This is a genomic window from Algoriphagus vanfongensis DSM 17529 (assembly GCF_000429465.1).
Taxonomy (GTDB): Bacteria; Bacteroidota; Bacteroidia; order Cytophagales; family Cyclobacteriaceae; genus Algoriphagus; species Algoriphagus vanfongensis.
Window position 1 is genome coordinate 59616 of sequence record NZ_AUBX01000015.1, and the last position, 24149, is coordinate 83764.

Here is a 24149-nt window from a genome sequence, read left to right on the forward strand (position 1 = left end):
ATGCCCGATGAACTATAAAAAAAGCCTTGAGAATTTAATTTCTCAAGGCTTTTTGTTTGGTTTCTTCCGCCCGGTTTCGTGTCCTCACGAAACCTTTTATTCTGCGTACTTTTCAGAATTCAAACTTTATCCTACTGAATTTCAATCAATCGGATTCGCCGCCACTCCTTCAAAAGTCATGACAATGGGCTTGATGGTGCCATCCTCATTGAATTCCATCACATCGATACATGTCACACGATGATCTCTGTCCTCGTTTGGAATGGGTCTTCTGTGATAGATCATATACCAATCATCTGAGTTGGGCTTTTGGATCACAGAGTTATGTCCTGCTCCAGTTGCGATGCTATCTCTTTCCAAGATGGTTCCCACTCTTTCAAAAGGCCCTGTCGGAGAATCAGACATGGCGTAAGCTACTTTGTAGCTTTCATTCGTCCAGCCACCTTCAGACCACATTAGATAATAAGTTCCATTTCTCAAAAACATAAAAGGGCCTTCCACATAGCCTTCTGGGGTAATTTCATGGAAAAGCTCACCATCTTCCCAAGGTTCAAAACCGGTAAAGTCAGCGTTTAATTTCCCCAAATTACAGTGTCCCCAGCCTCCGTAAAAGAAGTAATGGGTGCCATCTACATCTTTGAATACAAACTGATCGATCGGCTGTGCACCATTGTAAAATTCAGAGAGTAAAGGTTCTCCCAAATAGTCTTTGAATGGACCTCCCGGGTTGTCAGCCACAGCGATGCCGATTCCACCAAAGTGGTTGATGTCATTATTCGGATCGTAACCCGCACGCTCGGGAGTCTGGATGTCATTGGCAGAGAAAAAGAGGTAATATTTCCCATCCTTTTCAATTGCCGCTGGAGCCCACATAGCCTGTCTGGCCCATTTGATTGCTGCGGTATCCAGGATATTTGCATGCTTTTCCCACGTCACCAAGTCTTTGGAAGAGAATGCATCAAAGTGCAATTGTTCTTTGTATTTGGCCGAAAAAGTCGGATACACCCAATATTCATCTCCAAAAACGATCCCTTCCGGATCAGCATACCAACCCTCAAAAATGGGGTTGCCAGAAAGCTGTGGAGCTTCTTCTTTCGTTTCAGTTTTAGTAGAGCATGCAAACGCTAAAAGCGAAAGCCCCCAAACAAAATGCTTTTTCATCAAATAGAGAATTGGTTTGAAACCTTAATATTAGAAAATGTATGCTTCACAAGTGTCAGCTTTTTCTGGACGGGGAATAATAGGTTTGGGTGAAGTATTTAGGTTCTTCGGAATTTAAAATTCCGAAGAACCTAAAACAGTCTAAACTTTTGTATGTTAGTAAAACTACATGAATCAAAAACTAGCCATAGTCATCGGATCGGGAATTGCCGGAATTGCCGCGGCCATTCGTCTTGCCGTAAAAGGGTATCAAGTCGAGGTTTTTGAAGCCAACTCATATCCAGGCGGGAAATTATCGGAAATCAGAAAAGACGGATACAGATTCGACGCAGGACCATCTCTTTTCACTTTGCCAGAGCAAGTGGAAGAGCTCTTTTGCCTGGCCGGAAAAGATCCTAAAGAGCACTTTGACTACCAAAAACTGGATGTGACCTGTCATTATTTTTGGGAAGATGGAAAAAGAATTCAGGTTTGGGCAGATATCAATCGCTTTGCCGAGGAAGTAGAAACCAAATTAGGCGAACCCGCGGATCATATCAGATCGGCACTGAAAGATTCCTCCTTTATCTATAAGCATCTGGCTCCGCTTTTTATGCATCAATCTCTCCATAAGTTGAGAACTTGGACTGGACCAGATGCTTTGAAATCCTATGGAAAAATAGGAAGGCTTGGGATTTTCTCTACCATGAATCAAGCCAATGAAAAGCTATTCGAAAATCCGAAATTGGTGCAATTATTCAATCGCTATGCGACCTACAACGGTTCTGACCCGTATCAGACCCCAGCGACCCTGAATATCATCCCTCATTTGGAGTTCAATATCGGTGCCTATTTCCCCAAAAAAGGGATGCATGATATTACGCTTAGCTTGTACCAACTCAGCAAGGACTTGGGTGTAAACTATCATTTCGATTCAAAAGTAGAAGAGGTAATTGTAGAAAGAGGAAAGGCTGTGGGTGTTTTCGCCAATGGGAAAAGGTTTGATGCTGATTTGGTCGTAAACAATATGGATATGGTCAATGCTTACAAGACCATTTTGAAGAAACAAAAACAACCCAAGCGACTCCTCAACCAGCCCAAATCCAGCTCGGCATTGATTTTCTATTGGGGGATCAAGAAAGAATTTAAAGAATTAGACCTGCACAATATCCTGTTTTCGGAGGATTACAATAGCGAATTTGAGCATATCTTCAAAAAAGGAACCATCTACCAAGATCCTACGGTCTATATCAATAGTACTTCTGTTTGCAAACCTGATGATGCACCAACAGGATGCATGAATTGGTTTACCATGATCAATGTCCCCAATAATCAAGGTCAGAACTGGGATGAGTTGATAGCAGAGGCAAGAAAAAACATCCTTGCCAAAATCAATCGTATTCTGAAAACCGATCTGGAACCCTTGATTGAAGTCGAAGAAATGCTGGATCCCAGACTAATCGAGATCAAAACTTCCAGCGCGCAGGGAGCCTTGTATGGCAATAGTTCCAACAACCGATTTGCAGCTTTTCTCAGACATGCCAACTACTCATCAAGTATCAAAAACCTATACTTCTGCGGAGGATCTGTGCATCCCGGCGGAGGGATTCCTTTGGCCTTGCTTTCGGCGAAGATTATGAGTGATTTTATTCCAAAATTGGAAGACTGAGAGAAAAGAGAATAGAAGATTAAGAGATTGTCCTAAGTCCATGGTTCATAGCTTTCACACCAGTCCATTTAAATTCTTCTAAAACGTCCAATTTTGTAGAATCCGTCAAACTCCACTCTACTACGCGTAAATCGTAATTCGTAAATCAAAAAATCTCCGTTGCTCGTTTTTCGTAAATTTCCTATCGCTTTCGATTATAGAGATTGAGAGAATAAGAGATTGTACTTGGTCCATGGCTTTCGCACCAATCCTTTTAAATTCTCCCAATGACGTTCAATTTTGTAGAATCCGTCAAACTCCACTCTATTGCTCGTAAATCGTAATTCCTAAATCAATAATTCTCCGCTGCTCCAACTTCTCATTTCGTAAACTATGATTACTAATCACTGAGACTGAATACTAGCCAAGGCTTCCTGCACCAAATCCTGCTCAAAACCCTTCTGCATCAAATAGCCGACAACTTTATAACGCTTTTTGAAAAGGTCAGCTTCAGTAGTCTTCTCCCATTTCTTTTCGGTCTCACACAGCAGAGTGTCATAGTATTCCTCAGGATCTATCTCTGACAAACCCTTTCTGATCAATTCTTCAGAGATCTGTCGCATTTTGAGTTCTAGCTTGATTCTGTTTCTACCCCATTTCTTTAGGCGGAATTTACCCCGGGCAAAAGCCTTAGCATAGCGCTCTTCATCCAGAAATTTCTCAGTGATCAGATACTCGATCAGCTCCTCTGCTTTTTCTCCCGAAATCTTTTTTTCATAGAGCTTTCGGCGGACCTCCCAGGCACATCGCTCTTGGTAGGCACAATAGCTCGAAAGCTTCTCTTTAGCTTCCTCGAGAGTCCAGGTTTTTTTTGGGCTAGAGGAAGGCTTATTTTTTCGCCAACCAGACATTTTCCTTACTTTTAGGCCAAAATGAAAATTTTTAGAAACTCAAACCTATAAAAATTTTAAATCCGATATGCGCAAAAAAATCATCGCCGGAAACTGGAAAATGAATCTGACTTTTGATGAAGGCCAAAAACTGACCTCTGAAATCGTCAACATGTACAAAGACGAGCAGGTTTCCGATGTGACGGTAGTGCTCAATCCTCCCTTTCCTCACCTATTCCCAGTTAAGAAATTGATCGGAGATACCGCAGGAATTTTCGTTGGCGCCCAAAACTGCTCCGACAAAGACTCTGGTGCCTATACCGGTGAAACCTCTGCTTCTATCATCGCTTCTTTTGGAGCACAATATGTGATCATCGGACATTCGGAAAGAAGAGAATACTTCAAAGAAGATAATGAGCTACTGGCACTGAAAGTGAAAAAGGCTTTGGAAAATGGCTTGACCCCGATTTTCTGCTGTGGTGAATCTCTTGAAATTCGCGAGGCTGGTACTCACGAATCCAACGTGAAATTCCAATTGACTGACTCCCTATTCTCTCTCAGCGCAGAGGAAATCCAAAAAGTAGTCATCGCATACGAGCCTATCTGGGCTATCGGAACAGGAAAAACCGCATCAGCTGACCAAGCTCAGGAAATGCACCAAGCTTTGAGAAGACATCTAGCCAGCAAATATGGCAAAGAAGTAGCTGCTGAAATTTCGATTCTTTACGGAGGTAGCATGAAGCCGGACAATGCCAAAGAATTGCTTTCCAAAGAAGATGTGGACGGTGGTTTGATCGGCGGGGCTTCTTTGAAATCAAGAGACTTTATCGACATCGTAAAATCTTACTAAACCATGGATTACCTGGAATTTAAAATCACCTGCCTGGAGGAATTCCGGGAAATCCTGATTGCCGAATTATCTGAAATTGGCTTTGATTCCTTCCTCGAGACAGAGGAAGGAATTGATATTTATGCCCCTTCTGATTCCTTCGAAAGAGTAGCATTTGACGAGCTAATCGCAAAATACCAAGAGGCTGCTCAGATTACGGTGACCGAAGGAAAGGTAGCCAAAGTCAACTGGAATGAGGAGTGGGAAAAAAACTATGATCCCATCGCAGTAGATGATTTGGTCTATGTCAGAGCTTCTTTTCACCCAGCAAAAGAGGGATTCAAGCATGAGATCGTCATCAACCCGAAGATGTCTTTTGGCACAGGGCATCACGCGACTACTTTTCAGATGCTCAAACTCCAAGGGACTATCGCCCATCATGGAAAAAGAGTCTTGGATGTTGGTTCTGGCACTGGAATTCTCGCTATTATGGCTCATCTTCTGGGGGCCAGTGAGGTAGAAGCTTTTGATATCGACGACTGGTGTGTGGACAATGGCAATGAAAATTTTGAGCTCAACGGAATGGGGCTGAAGATGGGGCTCGGTACCATTCGTGAGGTAAAACCTCAAGGTCCTTACGACATTGTTTTGGCAAACATCAACAAGAATGTCCTCTTGGATGAAATGGAGGTGTATGCCTCACTTTTGGAAAAAGATGGATTTCTCTTCCTCAGCGGTTTCTATACAGAGGATATTGAGGATCTCTTGGAAGTGGCAAATCCACTGGGACTTGAGATGATCAAAAGCTCTGAAAAGAACAATTGGGCAGCATTAATCCTTAAAAAATCCTAAGATGCAGGAGCTGATTAGTTATGCAGTCATTTTCGCAGCCTTGATCGGACATTGTCTTTTGGCTGGTAAAATGTACCGTACAGTACATGCAGATAATGACCTGAGCATCAAGGAGAAGAACGACTGGAAACTTAAAGCACTTATTTTTCCTGGATTTTTTTGGTTTCGCTACAAAAACACGAAAGGCTGAAGCCACTGAAACCTTTTCGGGTTATCTTCGATTGAAAGACTAATGCCCTCTTCAAAAGAGGCAGATTCTATCCCAAATTCTTTCGTAATTTAGCCAAATGGAGTACGTCTGGAAGCAAAAACCCAAAGCCTCACAAGCCACCATTGAGCGATTAGGCAAAGAGATCAATGTGAATCCCACCTTGGCGAATATGTTGATCAATCGGGATGTGGAGAGTTTTGAGCAGGCCAAGGACTATTTCAGACCTACTTTGAGCCAATTGCATGATCCTTTTTTGATGCAGGACATGCAAGCTGCCGTGGAAAGGATCGAGCTGGCGATCGCAAGCGAAGAAAAAATCCTTGTCTACGGAGACTACGACGTAGACGGAACGACAGCCGTGGCCTTAGTTTATAGTTTTTTAAAAGGCATTTACCCTCATGTGGACTTTTATATCCCAGATCGCTATAAAGAAGGATATGGTATTTCCGAAAGGGGAGTCCGCTACGCTGCCGAAAATGACTTTTCCCTGGTAATCGCACTAGACTGCGGGATCAAAGCTATTGACAAGGTCAATCTTGCCAAGCAACTGGGAGTCGATTTCATCATCTGTGACCATCATACTCCGGGCGACGAACTGCCACAGGCTATCGCAGTGCTGGATGCCAAGCGAAAAGACTGTGTCTATCCCTACAAAGAACTTAGTGGTTGCGGAGTGGGCTTCAAGCTGATTCAGGCTTTTGCGAAAGCAAAAAAAATGGAAGAATCCAGCCTTTATGGCTACTTGGATTTGCTGGTAGTAAGTATTGCTGCTGATATCGTACCAATCACCGGAGAAAACCGTATCCTCGCCTATTACGGGCTGGACCGAATCAATAATTCTCCTAGGCCGGGACTCAAAGCCCTTATTTTCCGCAGTAAAATAGAGAAGGATATCGGCATCTCCGATATAGTCTTCAAAATCGGACCTCGTATCAATGCCTCCGGGAGACTCGAGCACGCCAAAGCTTCGGTGGAGCTCTTAATTTCCACTGATTTGGAAGAAGCCATCGAACGGGCCAAACTTGTCGACGAAGTCAATGCGACCAGAAGGAATTTTGACGAAAATATCACCAAGGAAGCTTTTGAAATGATTGCTTCCCGAGAGGAAGAAGCTGAGTGGAATACCACGGTTCTTTTCAAGGAAGATTGGCACAAAGGAGTGATCGGAATCGTAGCCAGTCGCTGTATCGAAAAGTATTACAGGCCTACGATTATCCTCACCGAATCCAACGAAAAAGCCACTGGAAGTGCACGCTCAGTGGTAGACTTTGACATCTACGAAGCTATTGCCGAATGCTCCGATTTACTGGACCAGTTTGGCGGACACAAGTATGCTGCTGGTCTCACCCTATCGGTGGACAAGGTGCCTGCTTTTCAAAGCAAATTTGAAGCAGTAGTCAAAAGTCGCATCGAGGAAGTACACCGCAAACCCGTCATAGAGGTAGATGACGAATTGCTATTAGATCAGATCAATTACAGATTTTACAATATACTCCGCCAAATGGCACCTTTTGGCCCTGGCAATCCAGAACCTGTGTTTAGGATTTCCAATGTCTTGGCAGAAGATGTCACCGTTTTGAAAGACAAGCACCTGAGATTCAAAATTGTGCAAGATGGACAGGTGACCACGCCTGTATGTCTCGGATTTGGCATGGCAGACCGCGCCAAAGACCCGGATCTGACTACCGTGAATATGCTACGAGGCAGGATGCGATTTGACATTGTAGCGGAGATGAGAGAGAATTTTTTCAGAGACAGGAGTAGCCTGCAACTCTATGTGAAAGACATCAAATTTGATTAGGATGAAACTTCGGGCCGACCATTTGGTAAAAATCTACAAAGGCAGACGTGTCGTCAATGACATTTCTGTGGAAGTCAAACAAGGTGAAATTGTCGGGCTTCTCGGCCCCAATGGAGCTGGAAAGACTACTTCATTTTATATGATAGTGGGACTGATCCAGCCTAACGAGGGGAAAATTTTTCTGGAAAATGAAAATATCACCAGTCTCCCGATGTACAAGCGAGCTCAGGAGGGAATCGGCTATCTCGCTCAGGAGGCCTCCGTTTTCAGAAAATTATCGGTCGAAGAGAATATTCGGGCCGTATTGGAAATGACCAATATGCCCAAAGCCCAGCAGAAAGAAAAGGTAGAAAGTCTCCTCGAGGAATTCAGTCTGACTCATGTCCGCAAAAACTTAGGGATGGTCCTATCAGGAGGCGAACGAAGAAGAACCGAAATCGCTCGGGCTTTGGCAGTAGATCCCAAATTTGTGCTCTTGGATGAACCTTTTGCCGGGGTCGATCCTATCGCAGTAGAAGAGATCCAAACCATCGTCGCCAAACTCAAAACCAAAAATATCGGAATCCTGATTACAGATCATAATGTCAACGAGACGCTCTCAATTACAGACAGGGCATATTTGATGTTTGAAGGGAAACTGCTCAAAGCAGGGACTGCCGAAGAGCTAGCCGCAGATGAGCAAGTCCGAAAAGTATATTTAGGAAGTCAATTTGAGCTGAAACGTAAAATTTTTAATCACTAATGGAAGTCTTAAACAGCTTCATGACCTGGATTTTCAAAAACAGACTGGGTCAGATCGACAATTTTAAGAAAAACCCAATTCCTGTTCAGGAGGAGATTTTTTGGGATTTGATAGAGGCCGGAAAGCACACCACGTTCGGAAAAGAACATGATTTCGCGTCCATCAAAACCTATCAGGATTTTGCTGCAAAAGTTCCCGTACTCGATTATGCTGGCATCAAGCCCTACATCGATCGACATATGAAAGGGGAGCAGTTTGTACTCTGGGACACCGAGATCGAATGGTTTTCGAAGTCCTCAGGTACTACCTCCAGTCGCAGCAAATACATTCCTGTTTCTGAAGAAAGTCTGGAAGATTGTCATTACAAAGGTGGCAAAGACATGGTATCGATCTATGTAAACAACTTTCCAGAGTCTAAACTATTCTCAGGCAAAAGCCTCTCTGTAGGTGGTACACTGGAGAAAAACCCACTTAATCCTGATGGGAGTGCAAAAGTCGGTGATATCTCTGCCGTCATCATGCAAAACCTCCCGATCTGGGCTCAATTTGTCAGGACTCCATCGCTAGAAACAGCTCTGATGGGGGAATGGGAGGCCAAAATCGACAAAATGGCTAAAGAGACGATGAATGAAAATGTCGTCAGCATTGCCGGTGTTCCCACTTGGACCATCGTTTTGATCCGGAAGGTTATGGAACTAAAAGGTGCCAAGAATATTTTGGAAGTCTGGCCCAATCTGGAGGTCTTTTTTCATGGCGCAGTAGCTTTTGGCCCCTACAGATCACTCTTCAAAGAACTCATTCCCTCGGACAAAATGAGGTATATGGAGACCTATAATGCTTCCGAAGGGTTTTTTGGGCTTCAGGATCAGCCTGACTCTGACGAGCTTCTACTTCTCTTGGATTATGGGATTTTCTACGAATTTATCCCCATGGAAGAATGGGATAGCGATAGCCCTCAAGTGATCCCGCTACAAGAGGTAGAAGTAGGGAAAAATTATGCACTTATCATCACAACCAATGGAGGTCTCTGGAGATACAAAATAGGAGATACGGTCAAATTCACCTCGACAAGCCCCTATCGCTTCCGGATCTCTGGAAGGACAAAACACTTCATCAATGCATTTGGCGAAGAGGTCATTGTAGAAAATGCTGAAAAAGCCATTGCCATGGCTGCTGAAGAAACGCAGGCAACTGTGTTGAACTTCACTGCTGCCCCGGTATATTTTGAAGGGAGTGACAGCAAGGGTGCACATGAGTGGATCGTTGAGTTCAAATCCCCCCCAGCACAGCTTGAGCGCTTCAAGGAGGTGCTGGACCAGCATTTACGAGAAGTCAATTCTGACTACGATGCTAAAAGACATAAAGACTTGGCTCTTGAAAAGCCAATAATTCATATAGCTCCAGAAGGTCTGTTTGAACATTGGCTCAAATCCAAAGGAAAGCTGGGAGGACAAAATAAAGTCCCAAGGCTTGCTAACACACGGGAATATTTGGACGAGTTACTGCCTCTACTTCAGGAGCTGGCATAGATCAGAACCTGCTCAATGAAGCTTTGCACCATTGGGAGCTGTCCGCTCTGCTGTAGTCAGAATGATAGCTCCATTCGGATCTGAAAATCCAGTAATCAAGACTTCTGACATAAAATCAGCAATTTGCCGGGGTTTGAAATTGACCACGCAGAGTACTTGCATGCCAATGAGATTTTCTGGGTCATATAGCTTGGTGACTTGCGCAGAAGATTTTTTCACTCCAAGCTCTTCTCCCAAATCAACCCAAATTTTATAGGCAGGTTTTCTCGCTTTCTCAAAATTTTCTACCCTTAAAATTGTTCCTATTCTAAGATCAATTTTGGAAAAATCTTCGATATCAATCGTTTGCATAGAAAAATTTTTTACTATTTTTAGAAACTCTTTGCAAACCTATTACTTAAACTTTGGTAATCCAATTTTAAAAATGTCCAAAATTTCAATATTTTCTTTCAAGAAAGCTGGAATTCTTAGTGGAGTCACGCTAGGATTATGCCTATTGGCAGGAGAATCTTTTGCTCAAAGCGAGCGAGACAAATTGGAGCCTGAGTCTTCCAAGACGATGGATAGAGTCATCTTGGAGGATCAATTAGAGCAAGAAGTGGTGATTCCCAAAGTTTTACCAGCGACAAACAAGTCTACTCAGAAGCCATCTCCGATCCCAAGTACTCCTATTCGTAGAGAAGTGGTTTTGAATCCGGAGGGTAAAAAAGTAGAGCCAGTACCATCTACGCTATCATTCAATATCTTTTTGTACGTGGTGGACAAGTTCAAAGCAGATTAAGTTGTGTTTTCTTAATATGAAAAAAAAGAGGCTCATGGGCCTCTTTTTTTTATGCTTCTGCTAGAAATTCTTCTAAGTCCTTCAAACTGATTCTACCCTCATAGAAGGCCCGTCCAAATACCGCAGCTTTTAATCCAGCTTCTTTCATTTTTCTAAAATCATCTATCCCCCTGACTCCTCCGCTGCCTGCGAGATGAATAGACGGGAATTTTTCCATGATCTGTCGATACAGCTCAATATTTGGCCCTTCCATGACGCCATCTCGACTGATATCGGAGCATTTGACATACTTGAGTCCTCTATCATGAAAAAACTCAATGTGATCAAAAAGATCAATACTGGTTTTTTTCAACCATCCCCGGATTTTGATTTTGTAATCGGCAGGATTGGTATCGGCAGCGAGATTTATTTTTTCACGGCCATAGGAAAGGAGAAATTGTGAAAATCGCTCTGGATAATTGGCTGCTGCGGAAGAAATAGTGACGGTCTTGGCTCCAAACTCAAAGCTTTTGATGACATCACCATCTGTCGTGATGCCACCGGTATAATCCACCTTCAGATCGGTATAGCCCGCAATCGCCTCTAGAATGTGATAATTTTTGGGTTCGCCTCGACGGGCTCCATCCAAATCCACTAAATGCAAGCGTTGGATACCGATAGATTCAAATTGCTGGGCAATTTCCAGTGGATTATTGGAAATCACTTCTTCGGTAGAAAAATCACCTCTTTGGAGCCGGACACATTTTCCGTTGATCAACCAAATGGAAGGAATGATTTCAAACGTCATCATATTTTTAGGTTTATTGGACTGAGATCTGCGTATTGCATCCCTAAGATAATACTGTAGTCAGGTTTCCACTATATCGAAAAATTAATTCTTTTGAATATTTTTTAGATACCCGTGGTCAAACCCATTCCTTGATCACCTTAAAAAATCAATTTTGCCACCTTCCCATCCGGTCCAGATGCCCACATACTCCCTCCACTGTGGCTCAGCTCAACAGCCCGGAATGTCTCCTGAGAAAATGACTCCCAACTAAGACCTCCATCTTTTGAAAAGTCTGTTCCGGTCGTCCCCACAGCAATAATCCATTGAAATCTAGGGAAATATTGCACACCTGAACGATAGCCCAAAGGCGGTGAAGTAGGTTCTACCCATTGCTGGTGAGTGAGTGAAAACAAACCAAAATTCCCCTCTACCAAGTCTGGCTGAGTATAATCCCCGCCGACCATGATCAACTCTCCTTTTCCATCTGAGGTCATACTAAAAATCCCTTGAGAAGATTCCCCCTGATTCATAGGGCTTTTAGTTTTTAGCCAAGTACTTCCACGGTCACTTGAGATGTAAAGATTGGACTCGCTACCACCGCTACCCAGAAAAAGCTCATCTCCTACCGCCAGTAGATTTGAGGCACTCGCTGCAAATGCAGCCTCTCCTGAGATTGGATCAGGAAGGGTTTTGAGTGCAGTCCAAGTAGTTCCTTGGTCGATAGTCTGCAGCAGCATCCACTTGCCATCCACCGGATCGCCGATCACATAGCCCCGATCCTCATCAGCAAATGTAATCCCGTCCAAAAATGCTTCTTCTACCTCTTGATGCTTGAGCAACCAAGTCTTACCCCCATCTTCGGTCTTGTAAATGACCGATGGCTGGCCTGCAGACACCACCACAGCAGTCTCCGCATCAAAGGCATGGATAGATCTGAAATCTACCGTATCCAAGCCAGCCACAATTCCGTGAGTCCAAGTCTTGCCTCCATCCACAGTCCTTAGCCAAGTACCTTCGGAGCCACTCGCCCAAGCAATATCTTTGGTGACAGCAGAAAGCCCTCTCAAAGAGCTTTTCACGGGAGTTTCAAAAATTTCCCAACCCGATGGTTTATCGGGAATACTTTCCTCTTCTGAATTTTGGCAGGAAAAAAGCGCTAACCCGAAGGAAAGCGCTAATAAATACTTCTTGATCATGCGATATAAATTAAGGAACATCCACCGCTCTGTAGGCCTGGATCAGGGCTTCTTCCCCCTCCTTGCCAGGTTGGGCATTGCCGTGCTCCATTCCACAGATACCTTGGAAGCCTTTTTCATGGATAAATTTAAAGACATTACCATAATGAATTTCGCCTGTTCCTGGTTCCTTTCTGCCTGGATTATCTCCGATTTGGATATAAGCAATCTCATCCCAGGTCTTTTGCATAGTGGCAATGAGATTTCCTTCATTGCGCTGCATGTGATACGCATCGTATAGGATCTTACAAGCCGGACTATCCACAGCTTTGCAAATCATATAGGATTGATCAGCATGTCTTAGGAAAAGGTCCGGATTGTCACTCAATGGCTCCATCACCATCACCAATCCATGCGGCTCGAAGATTTCAGAAGCTCGCTTATAAGCCTCGATGATATTGGCTGTCTGGACACCCATGGGAAGGTTTCTCTCAAAATAACCAGGAACTACAGTCATCCAAGTGGCATTGACACGCTTGGCCACCTCCACAGATTTTTTACAGGTAGCCAAGAATGTATCCATGAATTCTTGCTTTCCAGTAGTCAGAGATACTTTCCAGTTGTCTCCACCATCAATGACAAAAACTCCCATTCTCATCCCGAGCTCCTCCATAGTTTTGGCAATCAGAGTCTGATCTTCGACTGATCTGCCAAGCATTCCATTGTCTTCCAACGAACGGAAACCTTGATCTGCCATGAATCTCAACTCATCTTCAAGACCTCCCGGAGCTGAATTGCGAAACATCCCGAAATGTGGAGCGAAGTCCATTTTGAAAACTGGAGCTTTCTTTTGTTCCATTCCAAAAGCAGGCATAGCCATAGCACCTGTCATACCCATCAAGGTACTTCCTAATCCTACTTTTTTGATAAATCCTCTTCTTTCCATGGCTTAGATCACTTTAGTTTTTCCAGGAACCGCATGTGGATAATACCCATCTTCACCCGGCAAAACTTTTGGATTAGCATCCCAAGCCAAAGTCTCTGGCATCAGGTCTATGGAACCATTGAGTGCTTCATCCCACGTCAAAGGCTTACCGGAATACGTAGCATAACGTCCCATAATGGCAGTCATGGTACTTTTAGCGGCATTTTCAGCATCCGCATATTTATAATCCCCATTGAAAAGAGCCTCCCAAAGCAAATCATGCTCTACTTGATAGGGATTAGGCTGATTTTTTCTGTCATGCTCATAGAGCACATTTCCTTTCCAATCTTTCAGAGTACCGTGATTTCCAGCACTTAGGTAAGCTGTGCCTTTAGTACCTTGGAAGCTTTCGTCTACTCTATTTTGAGCGCCAGGAAAATGCCTGCACTCACTGTGGATCACAGAGCCATCCGCATAAGTATATGTCAATACATGATGGTCAAAGATTTCACCATTTTCTTTACCAGTTCTCACCAATCGACCTCCGGTACCTTCCGCTTTCACAGGGTAGCCTTTCTTCACCCAATTGGCAATGTCGATGTTGTGGACGTGCTGCTCATTGATATGATCACCACACAGCCAGTTGAAATAATACCAGTTTCTCATTTGGTATTCCATTTCAGTTTGGCCAGGTTGTCTTTCTCTTACCCAGACACCCCCGTCATTCCAATATACCTGTCCATTGATGATATCACCGATTTCACCATCATGGATTCTTTTGATAGTTTCGACGTAGTTAGCTTGATAATGTCTCTGAAGACCCACTACCACGTTCAATTTTTTGGCTTTTGCCTCTTCAGCAGCCTTTAGGACTTTACGGATACCCGCAGCATCTACTGCTACCGGCTTTTCCATGAATACTTGCTTTCCTTGCTTGACAGCTTCTTCGAAGTGCATGGGGCGGAATCCTGGAGGTGTGGCCAATATCACCACATCCGCTTCGGCAATAGCTTGCTTGTAGGCATCAAAACCGACAAACTTTTTATCTTCTGAAACAGTGACTACATCTTTGCCATACTTCTCGATCAGAGGCTTGTATGCCCCATCCAAACGATCTCTAAAGGCATCAGCCATAGCGACCAGCTTGATGTTATGACCAGTATTTAAAGCTTGAAAAGCGGCTCCGGTACCACGACCGCCGCACCCGATTAGGGCAAGCTTAAGCTCAGTGACAGGTGCTGCATAAGCACCGGGAAGAACAAATGAGGAGGCTAGCAATCCGCCTGTGGCTAGAGCAGAGGTTTTGATGAAATCTCTACGTGAGTTTTCTAATTTCATAATATGGTTGTTTTGAGGTTTAATAATCTGTGATAGGGGCTGCGGTGTAGTAGGCTTTGATTTCTTCTTCGCTAGGTGGAGTCAAAGGTCTAACTAGTCGCATGCCTAAAAATGGAGCTTCGGGAAACCACCATTGACTTTTCGGGATCTGCGGATCGATTCGCTTCCAATCAGCACTGGAGACAAACCGTTTGGAAGAAGTGATTTCCGCAGATGGCGTATCATAGCTTCCCCCTCTTACCACTCTCGGATATAGTTCACTTGAGGGGTTTAAGGGATTTTCTTCTGCTGAAGCCGCATAGAACTCAGGATCATACTGATCAGCAGTCCATTCGAGCACATTGCCATAGATGTCATACAGTCCCCATGGGTTTGGCTTTTTGGTGCCTACCGGATGAGTCAATTCCTCCGAATTTTCCTTGGTCCAAGCGTATTCGTCCATTAGAGACGCATCAGTGCCAAAGAAAAAAGGTGTATCTGTTCCGGCTTTGGCGGCATATTCCCATTCAGCCTCTGTAGGCAATCTGTAGAATATCCCGGTTTTCAAATATAACCAGTGACAATATTGGACGGCTCCATATTGCGTCATCCCGATCGCTGGCTTGCCTTCTTTACCCATTCCAAAAGTCATATCCAAATAAGGAATACTTGGCCTGGTCAAACCATCCACAATATCCCCGATAGGCCCTTCGGAAATCGCCAATTCGTAGTTTTTGTCCAAAAACATCTCAAAAGCATCCCAGGTTACTTCATGAGTTCCCATCCAAAAGGGATCAATTTTGACGGAATGAGTAGGCTTTTCATCTGAATCTCCATTATCAGAACCCATCATAAAAGTGCCTCCCGGAATAGGAGCCATATCAAATGTGACTTGAGAGCCCGGTATTTTCTGGGAATAAGGCTCAAATACCGAGTCTTCTGAATCTGAGCCGAAAAGCCAGAAAAAGGAAATAAGGGTAATCTTTTTAAGCATCGAAATAAGAAATAAACTAGTGATAGATATGGATACCTTGCCCTTTGACAAGGAATAATAGTTTCTGATCTAGTGGCAAAATAGACCGGATCTCGCCAGTCACACTTAAGCCAGACTCAGCAGCAGAAAGCGGGTCAAAATTGCCCTGACCATCTCCCAGTAAAACCAGTCCTTTGCCGGCATCATACTTGCCAAGACTTAGCTTTCCAAATCCCAAGTTTCCACCCAGAATCATATCCAGATTTCCGTCTTGATTGACATCTGCTGCCAAAGAACTATATACCGGAAAAATCTGGGCTTGCATAGGAAGATTCTTTTTGCGGTAAATACCTGATGCGTCCTGCACCAAATAGACTGTTTCCAGTTCGTTGATCTGGATAGAAGAGGCTCCGGACTTTTCTGCCGGAGTGAACAGCTTGTCAAACGTCGTCTGGGAATACACCTTGAAATCCAAGTATTTCTTCTTTTGAATCGGGATTTGAGCTATCAGTTCATTCCGGCTTGCAAGAGGATATTTTTCATCCCCGATATAATATCCAAATATCGGATCGATGGTACCATTGCTGTCAAAGTCTTTGTAAAGCAATTCCATCGGTTGCTCAAAGCTGGCATTGAGCTGTGTATTGAGCCCAAGATTGCCTATTACTAATTCTGTCTTGCCATCGCCATCCCAGTCACTTGCCTCCACGGAATTCCATAAGCCCACCAATGGGCGGTCAAAAAATTGGGAAGTTTGGTTCCTCATTTCACCTGACTCCATTCCCAAAACAGTTACTGGAGTGGCTTCACCTACCAAGACTACTTGTTGCTTTCCGCTGCCATTGAGATCCATCACAATCATATCTGTGATCATACCCAGATCTGCCATCCAGCTTTGATTGATTCCACTGAGGGAAAAGCTACCAGTCCCATCATTTTCCCAAAGTTGGATTCCTTTGGAACTTGGGTACTGATCTGGCACTTGGCGAAAAGCAAGTAGTACATCCTGATCTCCGTCCTGATCCCAATCCCACTGGCCAACTGCCGAGATAGGAAAATCAAAATACGGAAAGGCTTCTACCTGCTCTCTAAATGTTCCTTTTCCGTCATTCAAATACAATTTGGCAGTCCAAGCTTTCGAAGTAGGATAAAAATCATACAAGCCACCAGTCACTACCAATAAGTCCAAATTTCCATCTCCATTCGCATCCATACTCACCACATCTACCTCTCCCTGAAAAGAAGTGGATTCAAAGGCGGATGAATTTGGGTTACCAAAAGCTCCACTCGAAGTCTGGAAGTATACCGCACCTGCCGCTCCTGCTTCTCCTCCCACGAAAATATCCTCCCTACCGTCCTGGTTGAAATCACCAGTGACCATGGCTTTGCCTTGCCCTGACACCGGATGCAGCATCAAAGGCTGACGCTTGTAATCATTGGTGATTTTCCCTTGCTTCACTGGCAAAACCTGTGATTGTTGGAGCAGGGTCTCCCCGGTTATGGACTTAACATATGCCGATTCTCCCATCTCTGGCTTGAGTTCCAGCGTCTGGTTTGCGTCGATGGATTTGACGATCTTCTTAGGCCCTCCGATCCAGGAAATCTCTAAAGAATCCACCTTAGTGCTCGCTCCCAAGCCTACCAGAAGAGTAGGGCTGACAGAGGACTGGTAGCCGCGATAGGGATTTTGTTCGAGGTATTGAACCGCTCCATCGGTGTACACTTTCAAACTAGTGCCAATGGCAAAAGAATTTTTTCCCTCTCCGAGAAGACGGATTTTCAGGTAATTTTTACTTTCCCTTTCATTGCTTTTATTTTCGTAGACCCCTGCTGGAGCATTGACATTGTTGATCACCAAATCAAGGTCTCCATCTTGGTCCAAATCTGCGTAGGCTGCCCCATGACTGTTGGATGCATGATCAAATCCCCAGTTTTTTACTTCATTTTCAAACTGAAGATTCCCAAGGTTCTTATAGACATAATTATTCAATTCTGTAGAAGGCATGGATTTTACCAGATTCAGGAGATCTTCCCGCTTTAGTTTTCCTCCAGAAGTTCGTACATAGTTATCCATGTAGTTCAAAAAATCCTGATTGTTGTAGTCCCTCATGTAACCATTGGTGACGAAGAGGTCTTTCAGTCCATCATTGTCAAGATCTGCGAAAAGTGCCGACCAGCTCCAGTCGGTATTCGAAATACCCGAAAACTGTCCAACTTCAGAAAAAGTCCCTGTTCCATCATTGACATGGAGCATATTACGCATGTATTGGTGATGCCAGCCTCTGTCGACATTGAGCTGAAACAACTCGAAATTGTCCGGAGCCAGCAGTAACTTTTGCCTTTCATTGTCCTCCGGAAGCATGTCCAAGGTGAAAATATCCACCAGCCCGTCATTGTTTACATCGACCAGATCGTTGCCCATGGAGAAATTGGAAATATGCCCCAATCGCTCTCCGATTTCATCTTTGAATCGGCCATTTTTCTGATTGATGTAAAGGAAATCCGGAATCGAATAATCATTGCCTATGTAAATATCCGGCCAGCCATCCTGATTGACATCTGCCGTAGAAACCCCAAGCCCATAAGAAAACATGGAACTGGAAATACCAGCCTTTTCGGTGATTTCGACAAATTTTCCGTTTTGATTTTCAAAAAGTTGGGAACCCGCCTCATGCCTTTCCTGCATCAATTTTTGGGTAACCATGACATTTTGATTTTGGATGGATTTGGTATTATGATTCAGAAGAAACATATCCAGATCTCCATCCAGATCAAAGTCAAAAAAACTGGCAGAGGTACTCGGTGCAGGAGAATCTAGGCCATATTCAGCCCCTTTTTCTGCGAAAACAGGGATTCCATCCTCTCCCGCGCCTTGATTAATAAAAAGTTGATTTCGCCTTTTTTCTGGAGGCAAAGCTCCAGAGCGACATAGATAAATATCCAGCAAACCATCACCATTGACGTCTGCCATGACAGCCCCGGTATTCCACGGTCCTTCTGGCCCAGCTACTTGAGCTTGAGCTGTAATATCTTTGAATTTGAAATTGCCCTCATTGAGGTACAGTTTATTGCCACTGACATTGGCAGAAAAATAAATGTCATCCAAGCCATCCTGATTGATATCGCCGATGGCCACTCCACCTCCATTATAAAGATACTCATACATCAGGACATTGAGATTGAGAGATTCTTCCAAGGAATTTTGAAATGAAATCCCAGAACTGGATGGATCTATCTGGTGAAAAAGTGTGGATTCTGAAGTTGAACTGGATTTGTCAATTTCCTGATCGGATGAGCATGCAAAAAAGAGGGGAAGGGTAATTGAGGTTATTAGGGGTAGTACTCGTTTCATAGTCGTAATAAATCCGGGCCATCTTTAAAGATGGCCCGGAAAATTAAGAAACTTATTCGAATCCAGGATTTTGGATCAAATTGGAGTTTCGATTCATCTCATCCCTATGGATCGGAATGAAATACATTTTATCTAGCCAGGTTCTATTTTCTTTACCTGGGTCAATGTTGATTACAGAATAATCGTAATCGTATAGCTCAGGATCGTATCTATAGATAGAGACACTTGCACCCGGTTTCAAAGTACCGGTAATGCTGATTCCATTTGCTTTACGTCCTAGTGTTTCCTCTGCAATCATCCATCGTCGAGCATCATGATAGCGCTGCTCTTCATAGGCCATCTCGATTCTACGCTCATTGCGATATGCCTCCACGAGTTCTTCCCCAGTGGCAGTCACTGCAGGCAATCCTACACGATATCTGATTTGATTCATCCAAGCTCTGGCTTCCTCTTCCTGTCCCAATTCTATAGATGCTTCTACATAGTTTAGTACAGCTTCAGTATACCTCAAGATTGGCCAAGGCACTTCCTGCCAGGTGTTCTGATCTACGATAGCTGGATCTGGATCGATGAATTTTCTCATGTAATAGCCTGTGTAGCTACCATTCCAGTCTTCGATGGAAGAGTTTCTGGTATCCAGACCAAAGTGAGTTTCTACAGTTCCTCCCGGATTGATTTCGTAGGTACCAGTTTGGATTTGACCCAATGGATCCTTGGCTTGGTTGGCTGTGGATCTTGGCTTCCAAGGAGCACCTTCGTAAAGCACAGAAGCATAGAATCTTGCCTCTCTGTTTTCGTATGGAGCTGCTGCATGCTCAGGATTACTCCAGTCAAAATCTGATCCATCCATCATTTGGTAGTCGTCTACCAGTAGTTGGACAGGAGTATTACCAGCCCAGTTGTTATATCCGTTTGGACCATTGAAAAGACCCTGACGGCCCCCGTTTTCTTGCTTGAGATTGATAAAATATCTTCCCAAAATCAGGTCAGCTTCTCCACCATTTCTAGAAAGAGAGGTATTGATATAATTCTGAATTCCTTCTTCATGAGAAACTGGCTCTGAAAGACCGTACATACTACCGGTACTTTTGTCAAGCACTGCTTTGGAAGCAGCCTGAGCTCTTTGCCATCTCTCGGTCTGAGAGCCATCGGTATACGCAATCAATTCAATATTGGCATATCCAGCCAACAGTGTAGAATTAGCTTTTGCCATCCCTGCATCATGCAAGTCACTGGCTGCATAGGTCAACACTCTTGATTTCAAAGCCAAAGCTGAAAGCTCAGAAGCTCTACCTGCGGCCATGGATTTGCCAGCCAATAAAGAAGCAGCATCGTCCAAATCGGCAACGATAAAATCAATGGTTTCTTTCCACGTACTTCTAGGCGCTTCGTATGTCTCCTCGTTCAGTTCGTAAGGTCTGTCTATCAAAGGCACCCCTCCATAATAGCGAGCCAACTGCTGGTAGTAATACGCTCTCATAAACTTCGCCTCACCCATCAATCTATCCACTAGTGCTTGATCGGCAATTTCCGTCTCACTTAGATTGGAGATAGCGATATTTGCACGACGGATATAAGAGTACATGGTACCCCACCAGATGGTGCCATTGACCCAACCAACATCTGCTGGGTTGGTTCTAGCCTCTGTGACGGTAGTGATACCTCTACCCGGGTGAGTAAAGATGGCTTCATCAGTAAGAGATGCAAGCATCTGCTCATCAAATCCGCCATTGCCAAATCCTTGATAGATTCCAGTGACAAATGCTTCGGCCAATGCTGGATCCGTCCACACTGCTGATTCTGAAATCTCTCCCAAAGGATCTACATTCAAGAAATCATTGTTACATCCGACCAACATCAAAATCATGGTCAGCGTCGCAAGTATATTTTTTAGGTTATTTTTCATGTTGTCAATTTTTTAGAATGAAACAGAAAGACCGGTGTTGATCACTCTCGCTTGCGGATAGTATTGACCAGTTTCGCTACTACCTTCAGGATCATATACTTTCAAATCATCCCAAGTAATTAAGTTCAATCCATTCACATAGAATCTTGCGTTTTGGATTCCCACTTTTTGGGTAAGATGTGCTGGTAGATTGTACCCGATTTCCAAGTTTTTCAATCTCAAATAATCGGTTTTTCTAAACCAGTAGGTGTTGCCACCGGAATACCATTGATCGGATCTATTGGCGATACGAGGATGCTCAGAGCTTGGATTGTCGATCGTCCATCTGTTTTCGTAGAAGTCCAAAAGGTAGTTACCTATGTTTCCGGACTCTCCAGCAGACACATATTGTCTAGCTCCCAAAGCACCTTGGAAGAGAATAGCCAAATCAAATCCTTTCCAGTTGGCATTGAAGTTTACCCCTCCTTGGAACAACGGAATGTTGTTATTGTCCATTCGTACACGGTCATCTCCATCGATTTTACCGTCATTGTTGTAATCCTTGTACTTCATATCACCTGGTCTCAAAGTCCCAGTCATCGCTGAATAATCCAAAGTCTCTGCATCAATTTCCTGCTGATCTCTGAACACTCCATCATACTGATACACCAAGAAGGTATTCATAGGGGAGCCAGTAGACATCTGCCATTCTGGAGCTCCCGGAGATTCATCCCAGAACAAGATTTTGTTCTTGGCATAACCACCATTGGCACTGATAGAGTATTGGAACTCGCCCTTGCCACCACGATAACCGACATTGATGTCAAATCCTTTGTTTTCAACTTCTCCGATATTTTCTGCAGGAAGTGAAAGTCCTGTACTCTGAGGAATAGAGGCATTTCTTTGCCAGAGGATGTTGGTTCTCTTATTGTAAAAGAGATCAAACTCGAAGAAGATTTTTCCTTGCAAGAATTGACCTTCAAATCCTAGGTTGGAGTTGTTTGCAATTTCCCAGGTAATTGATCTGTTTGGAATTCTAGTTTCATACAAAGTCTTTGTCTCTGTACCTCCGATAATATATGAGCTAAATCCATAGGTAGACAGGTATTGGAATTCACCAATCTGATCATTCCCCAATTGGCCCCACGAACCTCTAACTTTAAAGAAGTCGAATGTTTGACCAATTCCTGAATTTTTCCAGAAACCCTCTTCGGAAGCTACCCATCCAAGCATGATGCCTGGGAAGAAGCCGAATCGGGTGTCTTCAGGGAAGATATACGATCCGTCATATCTCCAAAGAAACTCTGCCAGATATTTTTCTTTGTAGTTGTAGGCTACTCTACCGAAGTAGTTTAAGCGAGCTCTATTGAAAGCGCCACCACTATTGTTTTTCTCCAAATCACCACCGGCAAACATTTGGTCGATTGCCGTGGAGATAAAGTATCTACGATATGCACTGAAGTCATTTCCTTCGATCGTCTCTCTGTTGACACCAGCTACCACATTGATCGTATGGTTTTCGTTGATGGTTTTGTCATAGGTAAATACACCTCCCAAAAGGATATTCAATTGCTGACTGGTGTATTCGTTCAAATTTGGTTCGGCCGGACCTCTTTGGTTTCCTACCAAGACAGGAGTGACACCATCTTCTTCAAATCCATTGCCTAATTCGTATAGAGTCCATGGAATTTGCCAGTTTTTAGTATATCTGATGTACTTATCAATAGCAGCTGTACCGGTGAATTTCAAACCTTCTACGCCAGGAATCTTGATTTCAAGGTTACCAGTTGTCTGGATATAGTCTCTTTTATCTCGATTATATCCTGTTGCATTAGTAGTGATTACCACAGGGTTTTCACCATTCTCAATATCCGGCCCAGGAAGACCATTTGGCCAGTAAGCAGGCTGATTTGGCTTACCTCTCATCTGCATTCGGAAAATAGCCCCTGCACCTCTGGTAGGGAAGAATCTAAATTCCTCTCTGGCCAAAATGCCCAATCCTACTTTCACATATTCATTGATATTCGCATCGAGGTTGATTCTGAAATCATACTGCTTGTATCCTGTTGCTGCATTTTTATAGTAGGCATCTTGGTTTTGATAGCCTAGGGAAGTCAAGTACTTCACATTTTCACTACCACCTACCAGCTGAAGATTGTATCTGCTTTGCGGAGACCAAGTCTTCAAAGTCTCACCGTACCAGTCAGTGTTTGGATAGTACCAAGGATCAGATCCATTTCTATACAGTTCCAATTCCTCAGGAGTATAAGGAGCGGACCTTACTTGACCATCTGGTCTTACATACTCACCGTTCTGCTTGTATGCCTGATTGGCAGCTTCCCACTCACTGACTGGGAGCTCATAGACACTGAGGTCATTGAGCATCTCTGCGTACTGAGCAGCATCTGCAAGATCAGGAATGACGGTAGGCTGAGCCCAACCTTGGTTCATTTGGAATGTCAATTCCGGCTTGCCCGTACTACCTCTTTTAGTAGTTACGAGGATTACGCCATTTGCAGCACGAGAACCATAGATGGCCGCAGATGCATCCTTCAATACCGAAATGTTTTCGATATCATTAGGATTCAATCTTTCTAGACCACCAGCTCTTGCAGGGATTCCATCGATTACGACAAGGGCGTCGTTGTTACCCAAAGTATTACTACCCCGGATACGGATACCGGAACCATCATAACCAGGCTCACCACTTCTATTGACCGCAACCACCCCTGCCATACGACCGGCGATTGAGTTGGACAAGTTCATGGCAGGAGACTTGGTCAATTCCTTTCCTTTCACCGTAGCTACGGATCCAGTAATGGTTTCTTTTTTCTGCTCACCGTACCCTACGACTACCACTTCCTCGAGGGATTTGGTATCTGGTAGCAAAGTAATATCAAGGGTAGTTCTGGATCCTACCTCGACCTCTTGCGTGATGAAACCGATAAAAGAGAATACTAAAATCGGATTGTCTGAATTGACGGTGACAGAGAAATTACCATCGACATCCGTGACGGTACCAGTGGTGGTACCTTGTACCAGGATGGATACTCCTGGAAGGGGAAAATTATCTTCCCCTGAGATTACTACTCCAGACACCTCCCGGGTCTGGGCCATTGTCGAGGCAGAAATGCCAAGACACAGCAAAAATGTTAAGCCAAACAGCTTAAGAGCGTTGAGATTCCTCATAGACAGGCTTTTGGGTTAGTAATTGATTTATTTAACCCCTAAAACTCCTTTTTTTTAAGTAGGAAATCCTGCTGTTTTTTAACATAAACTGACTGTATATTGTCAATATTTAGATTTTTTTGGAAAAAATCAGTCAGATTT

19 protein-coding genes are annotated in these 24149 nt (G+C 43.8%); 8 read left to right on the forward strand and 11 right to left on the reverse strand.

All coding sequences use genetic code 11. The features are described from left to right. Nucleotides 1–141: 141 nt before the first annotated feature. On the reverse strand, nucleotides 142–1161 hold the full coding sequence (locus G460_RS0113495; protein WP_035464448.1) for a glycoside hydrolase family 43 protein: 1020 nt from the start codon (nucleotides 1159–1161) through the stop codon (nucleotides 142–144). 169 nt (nucleotides 1162–1330) lie between these two features. Between G460_RS0113495 and crtD the strand changes: the two genes are divergently transcribed. Further along, on the forward strand, nucleotides 1331–2809 hold the full coding sequence (gene crtD / locus G460_RS0113500; protein WP_026955859.1) for a 1-hydroxycarotenoid 3,4-desaturase CrtD: 1479 nt from the start codon (nucleotides 1331–1333) through the stop codon (nucleotides 2807–2809). A gap of 383 nt (nucleotides 2810–3192) precedes the next feature. Here crtD and G460_RS0113505 read toward each other — a convergent pair whose 3' ends face one another. Further along, nucleotides 3193–3699, reverse strand: coding sequence for a regulatory protein RecX (locus G460_RS0113505; protein ID WP_026955860.1), 507 nt, complete (start codon nucleotides 3697–3699; stop codon nucleotides 3193–3195). 67 nt (nucleotides 3700–3766) lie between these two features. Here G460_RS0113505 and tpiA point away from each other — a divergent pair, with 67 nt between their 5' ends. The 6 genes from tpiA to G460_RS0113535 all read left to right on the forward strand — a co-directional run bounded on the left by tpiA (nucleotide 3767) and on the right by G460_RS0113535 (nucleotide 9642). Then, nucleotides 3767–4528: a triose-phosphate isomerase gene (gene tpiA, locus G460_RS0113510; protein ID WP_026955861.1), complete on the forward strand. Its 762-nt coding sequence runs from the start codon at nucleotides 3767–3769 to the stop codon at nucleotides 4526–4528. A gap of 3 nt (nucleotides 4529–4531) precedes the next feature. Beyond that, nucleotides 4532–5359 (forward strand): 50S ribosomal protein L11 methyltransferase, encoded by an 828-nt coding sequence (gene prmA / locus G460_RS0113515; RefSeq protein ID WP_026955862.1) that lies wholly within the window; start codon nucleotides 4532–4534, stop codon nucleotides 5357–5359. Between the two features lies 1 nt (nucleotide 5360). Beyond that, nucleotides 5361–5549: a hypothetical protein gene (locus G460_RS0113520; RefSeq protein ID WP_026955863.1), complete on the forward strand. Its 189-nt coding sequence runs from the start codon at nucleotides 5361–5363 to the stop codon at nucleotides 5547–5549. A gap of 97 nt (nucleotides 5550–5646) precedes the next feature. Continuing rightward, nucleotides 5647–7371 (forward strand): single-stranded-DNA-specific exonuclease RecJ, encoded by a 1725-nt coding sequence (gene recJ / locus G460_RS0113525; RefSeq protein ID WP_026955864.1) that lies wholly within the window; start codon nucleotides 5647–5649, stop codon nucleotides 7369–7371. Between the two features lies 1 nt (nucleotide 7372). After that, a complete protein-coding gene (gene lptB / locus G460_RS0113530; protein WP_026955865.1) occupies nucleotides 7373–8113 on the forward strand; it encodes an LPS export ABC transporter ATP-binding protein in 741 nt (246 codons plus the stop codon). After that, nucleotides 8113–9642 carry a GH3 auxin-responsive promoter family protein gene (locus G460_RS0113535; protein WP_026955866.1) on the forward strand — a complete coding sequence of 510 codons (1530 nt, stop codon included), beginning with the start codon at nucleotides 8113–8115 and terminating at the stop codon, nucleotides 9640–9642. The genes lptB and G460_RS0113535 overlap by 1 nt, the downstream gene beginning before the upstream one ends. Nucleotides 9643–9654: 12 nt before the next feature. On the opposite strand, the gene G460_RS0113540 is transcribed toward G460_RS0113535, so the two are convergent. Then, entirely contained in the window at nucleotides 9655–9993 is a 339-nt protein-coding gene (locus tag G460_RS0113540; RefSeq protein WP_026955867.1) for a tRNA-binding protein, read from the reverse strand. A 73-nt stretch (nucleotides 9994–10066) separates the two neighbouring features. Between G460_RS0113540 and G460_RS0113545 the strand changes: the two genes are divergently transcribed. Continuing rightward, nucleotides 10067–10423 (forward strand): hypothetical protein, encoded by a 357-nt coding sequence (locus G460_RS0113545; RefSeq protein ID WP_026955868.1) that lies wholly within the window; start codon nucleotides 10067–10069, stop codon nucleotides 10421–10423. A gap of 49 nt (nucleotides 10424–10472) precedes the next feature. Here G460_RS0113545 and G460_RS0113550 read toward each other — a convergent pair whose 3' ends face one another. The 8 genes from G460_RS0113550 to G460_RS0113585 all read right to left on the reverse strand — a co-directional run bounded on the left by G460_RS0113550 (nucleotide 10473) and on the right by G460_RS0113585 (nucleotide 24008). Continuing rightward, a complete protein-coding gene (locus G460_RS0113550; RefSeq protein WP_026955869.1) occupies nucleotides 10473–11213 on the reverse strand; it encodes a 1-(5-phosphoribosyl)-5-[(5-phosphoribosylamino)methylideneamino]imidazole-4-carboxamide isomerase in 741 nt (246 codons plus the stop codon). Between the two features lie 137 nt (nucleotides 11214–11350). Next, complete coding sequence (locus tag G460_RS0113555; protein WP_026955870.1) at nucleotides 11351–12388, reverse strand: WD40/YVTN/BNR-like repeat-containing protein; 1038 nt, start codon at nucleotides 12386–12388, stop codon at nucleotides 11351–11353. A 10-nt stretch (nucleotides 12389–12398) separates the two neighbouring features. After that, nucleotides 12399–13313, reverse strand: coding sequence for a hydroxypyruvate isomerase family protein (locus G460_RS0113560; RefSeq protein WP_026955871.1), 915 nt, complete (start codon nucleotides 13311–13313; stop codon nucleotides 12399–12401). Between the two features lie 3 nt (nucleotides 13314–13316). Next, nucleotides 13317–14630, reverse strand: a complete 1314-nt coding sequence (locus tag G460_RS0113565; protein WP_026955872.1) for a Gfo/Idh/MocA family oxidoreductase — start codon at nucleotides 14628–14630, stop codon at nucleotides 13317–13319. A 19-nt stretch (nucleotides 14631–14649) separates the two neighbouring features. Next, entirely contained in the window at nucleotides 14650–15603 is a 954-nt protein-coding gene (locus tag G460_RS0113570; protein WP_035464450.1) for a formylglycine-generating enzyme family protein, read from the reverse strand. Nucleotides 15604–15619: 16 nt separating this feature from the next. After that, nucleotides 15620–18934 carry a VCBS repeat-containing protein gene (locus G460_RS0113575; protein WP_026955874.1) on the reverse strand — a complete coding sequence of 1105 codons (3315 nt, stop codon included), beginning with the start codon at nucleotides 18932–18934 and terminating at the stop codon, nucleotides 15620–15622. Nucleotides 18935–18986: 52 nt separating this feature from the next. Beyond that, nucleotides 18987–20840, reverse strand: a complete 1854-nt coding sequence (locus G460_RS0113580; RefSeq protein ID WP_026955875.1) for a RagB/SusD family nutrient uptake outer membrane protein — start codon at nucleotides 20838–20840, stop codon at nucleotides 18987–18989. A gap of 12 nt (nucleotides 20841–20852) precedes the next feature. After that, the gene (locus tag G460_RS0113585) at nucleotides 20853–24008 is read right to left on the reverse strand and encodes a SusC/RagA family TonB-linked outer membrane protein (protein WP_026955876.1); all 3156 of its coding nucleotides are present in this window, start codon (nucleotides 24006–24008) and stop codon (nucleotides 20853–20855) included. Nucleotides 24009–24149 lie beyond the last annotated feature (141 nt).

Excerpts from the sequence above, each read along its gene's own strand:
- G460_RS0113495 (WP_035464448.1), bottom strand. The coding sequence starts at position 1,161 with ATGAAAAAGCATTTTGTTTGGGGGCTTTCGCTTTTAGCGTTTGCATGC.
- crtD (WP_026955859.1), top strand. The coding sequence starts at position 1,331 with ATGAATCAAAAACTAGCCATAGTCATCGGATCGGGAATTGCCGGAATT.
- G460_RS0113505 (WP_026955860.1), bottom strand. The coding sequence starts at position 3,699 with ATGTCTGGTTGGCGAAAAAATAAGCCTTCCTCTAGCCCAAAAAAAACC.
- tpiA (WP_026955861.1), top strand. The coding sequence starts at position 3,767 with ATGCGCAAAAAAATCATCGCCGGAAACTGGAAAATGAATCTGACTTTT.
- prmA (WP_026955862.1), top strand. The coding sequence starts at position 4,532 with ATGGATTACCTGGAATTTAAAATCACCTGCCTGGAGGAATTCCGGGAA.
- G460_RS0113520 (WP_026955863.1), top strand. The coding sequence starts at position 5,361 with ATGCAGGAGCTGATTAGTTATGCAGTCATTTTCGCAGCCTTGATCGGA.
- recJ (WP_026955864.1), top strand. The coding sequence starts at position 5,647 with ATGGAGTACGTCTGGAAGCAAAAACCCAAAGCCTCACAAGCCACCATT.
- lptB (WP_026955865.1), top strand. The coding sequence starts at position 7,373 with ATGAAACTTCGGGCCGACCATTTGGTAAAAATCTACAAAGGCAGACGT.
- G460_RS0113535 (WP_026955866.1), top strand. The coding sequence starts at position 8,113 with ATGGAAGTCTTAAACAGCTTCATGACCTGGATTTTCAAAAACAGACTG.
- G460_RS0113540 (WP_026955867.1), bottom strand. The coding sequence starts at position 9,993 with ATGCAAACGATTGATATCGAAGATTTTTCCAAAATTGATCTTAGAATA.
- G460_RS0113545 (WP_026955868.1), top strand. The coding sequence starts at position 10,067 with ATGTCCAAAATTTCAATATTTTCTTTCAAGAAAGCTGGAATTCTTAGT.
- G460_RS0113550 (WP_026955869.1), bottom strand. The coding sequence starts at position 11,213 with ATGATGACGTTTGAAATCATTCCTTCCATTTGGTTGATCAACGGAAAA.
- G460_RS0113555 (WP_026955870.1), bottom strand. The coding sequence starts at position 12,388 with ATGATCAAGAAGTATTTATTAGCGCTTTCCTTCGGGTTAGCGCTTTTT.
- G460_RS0113560 (WP_026955871.1), bottom strand. The coding sequence starts at position 13,313 with ATGGAAAGAAGAGGATTTATCAAAAAAGTAGGATTAGGAAGTACCTTG.
- G460_RS0113565 (WP_026955872.1), bottom strand. The coding sequence starts at position 14,630 with ATGAAATTAGAAAACTCACGTAGAGATTTCATCAAAACCTCTGCTCTA.
- G460_RS0113570 (WP_035464450.1), bottom strand. The coding sequence starts at position 15,603 with ATGCTTAAAAAGATTACCCTTATTTCCTTTTTCTGGCTTTTCGGCTCA.
- G460_RS0113575 (WP_026955874.1), bottom strand. The coding sequence starts at position 18,934 with ATGAAACGAGTACTACCCCTAATAACCTCAATTACCCTTCCCCTCTTT.
- G460_RS0113580 (WP_026955875.1), bottom strand. The coding sequence starts at position 20,840 with ATGAAAAATAACCTAAAAAATATACTTGCGACGCTGACCATGATTTTG.
- G460_RS0113585 (WP_026955876.1), bottom strand. The coding sequence starts at position 24,008 with ATGAGGAATCTCAACGCTCTTAAGCTGTTTGGCTTAACATTTTTGCTG.